Source organism: Thermovirga sp. (genome assembly GCA_012523215.1).
Taxonomy (GTDB): Bacteria; Synergistota; Synergistia; order Synergistales; family Thermovirgaceae; genus 58-81.
Window position 1 is genome coordinate 1 of record JAAYIZ010000171.1, and the last position, 2,016, is coordinate 2,016.

Genomic DNA, 2,016 nt, shown 5'->3' on the forward strand with positions numbered 1-2,016 from the left:
GCCGTCACCGACCTGGAGGGCAGGATCACCGGGAGGGGCGACCTCGACCTGAACCTTTCGGGAGCCTTCGGAAAACACGTCCTCGTGACGGGCGGGGGGAACCTCACTGCCGCCGAGGGGGAGATATCGGGCTTCAAGGCCATCAAGGCCATCTCCTCGGCTTACGGTGTGTCCTCCCTACGCTACAGGATGATCGATGCCAACTTCAAAGTCGACGGCAACGTCGTGACCCTCCTCCCGGGAAGCCGGGCCACCGCCCATGGTGACGACGCCCTTTACCGCTACCTCACCGTCGACGGGGCGGCCGGGCCCGGCGGCAACCTCAACCTCTACTGCTCCGGCCTCGTCAACGTGCAGGCCCTGAATACACTGCTGGGCGCCATCCAGGGGCTGGCCGTCGCGGGCTCCGCTTCGCCCGAGGCCATCCTGGAAGGGCTCATCGGCGGGGTAGTGGGGGGGCTGGGGAAGCAGGACTTCCGAGAGAGCAGTTTCCGAGTGGAAGGGACCTGGTCCAATCCCCTCTTCACCTGCTTCAGGGTCGCGCCTCCCCAGGGAGCCGTCCGGCCCATGGCGGAATCCGACGGCGTTGGCCAGACCCGGCAGGATGATAGGGGCCACAAGGTGACGATCAGCATCCCGACGGGGGAAAGCACCGGGGAATAAAAAACAGGGGCGCCCGTGGCGCCCCTGTTTCACGTGAAACAGCGAGTCTTCTCAATCTGTATATTCTTTCAAGATCTCCAGGAGGCGGGGATGATCTATATTGCCTCCGGAAATGACCACACCCACCCGCAAACCCTTCACGGGGATCCTGCCGGTCATGACGGCCGACACCCCCACGGCCCCCGAACCCTCGACCACCTGGTGGTGATTGGAGTGGAGGAAGGCTATGGCCTTCGCTATATCCGCCTCCTCGACGTCCACGAATCCGGTCACCTTCTTCTTGGCGAGGTCCAGCAGGCTCTGGGGTATCAAACCCGTGAGCCCGTCGGCCAGGGAATCCTGGTAGGCCACCTCGAGGACCTTCCCTCCCGGCCAGGAGACCACGAAGGGGTTCGACGCCACGGACTGGACCCCCCATATCCGGGTGTCGGGATTGAGGGCCTTCACTGCGATGGCGACACCGTTTATCAGCCCTCCACCGCCGGCAGGGACGATGATCATGTCCAGTTCCGGTTCGTCCATGATCATCTCCAGGCCCAGGGTTCCTGCCCCGCTGATGACGTAGTGATCCGCGTGGGAGGATATATAGGTCATTCCCTGCTCCTGCTGGAGACGATGGGCCTCATCCTCGGCATCGTCGTAGAAATGGCCCGTAACCTTCAGTTCCACCTTGTCGCCACCCAGCCTCCTGATGGCTGCCTGCTTCGTTTCAGGACAGACGCCGGGGACGCATATCACGGCCCTGGTAGAGAGGGCCCGGGCCGCCATGGCGACACCCTGGGCGTGGTTGCCGCTGGAGGCTGTCACCACACCCCTGCCCCTTTCCTCAGCGGTGAGGCTGTACATCTTGTTCAGGGCGCCGCGGATCTTGAAGGAGCCGCAGATCTGCTGGTTCTCCCACTTCAGGAACACCTCGCCCCCGGTGAGCCTGCTCAAGAGCTCCGATCGCTCCGTCGGGGTGCGGCGAATCCTCCCCTGGAGAAAGCGGGCAGCCAGAAGGACATCGGTCATCTGGGGGTCTATCTTCAAAATCAACACCTCCGAAAAAGAACCTCACCATCGATGATACACGAAAAGGACCTTCAAGGGCCTTGGCGGTAGCGGTAAGTGACGGGTATGAAAAACAACCCCAAAAAAGAGCATCGAAGCCTTGTCTTTTACTGACCTACGATTTCCATAATCTTCCTGACGATGTCCCTCCCCGCCAGCGGCCGGGCTATTCTTTTCGCCGCCCCCAGGAGGCGATCCCTCTCCTCGCGGGAAGAATGAAGGTTCTCGGCTTTTTCGGCGGCGAGCCGGTAGTCGTAGAGGGTCCTGGCCGCCCCCCGATCGAGGAGGTAATCGCTGTTGCGC

The 2,016-nt window shown here is 62.4% G+C and carries 3 protein-coding genes; 1 reads left to right on the top strand and 2 read right to left on the bottom strand.

The features are described 5' to 3' along the window. Positions 1 to 663: hypothetical protein (locus GX108_04850; protein NLO56367.1), on the top strand; the 663-nt coding region annotated here is incomplete at its 5' end. Between the two features lie 51 nt (positions 664 to 714). Here GX108_04850 and GX108_04855 read toward each other — a convergent pair. Beyond that, positions 715 to 1,674 (bottom strand): threonine/serine dehydratase, encoded by a 960-nt coding sequence (locus GX108_04855; protein ID NLO56368.1) that lies wholly within the window; start codon positions 1,672 to 1,674, stop codon positions 715 to 717. A gap of 146 nt (positions 1,675 to 1,820) precedes the next feature. Continuing rightward, positions 1,821 to 2,016, bottom strand: a 196-nt coding sequence (locus GX108_04860; protein ID NLO56369.1) for a galactosyldiacylglycerol synthase, incomplete at its 5' end; no start/stop codon positions are given.

Coding starts and splice junctions, on each gene's coding strand:
- GX108_04855 (NLO56368.1), bottom strand. CDS start 1,674: ATGACCGATGTCCTTCTGGCTGCCCGCTTTCTCCAGGGGAGGATTCGC.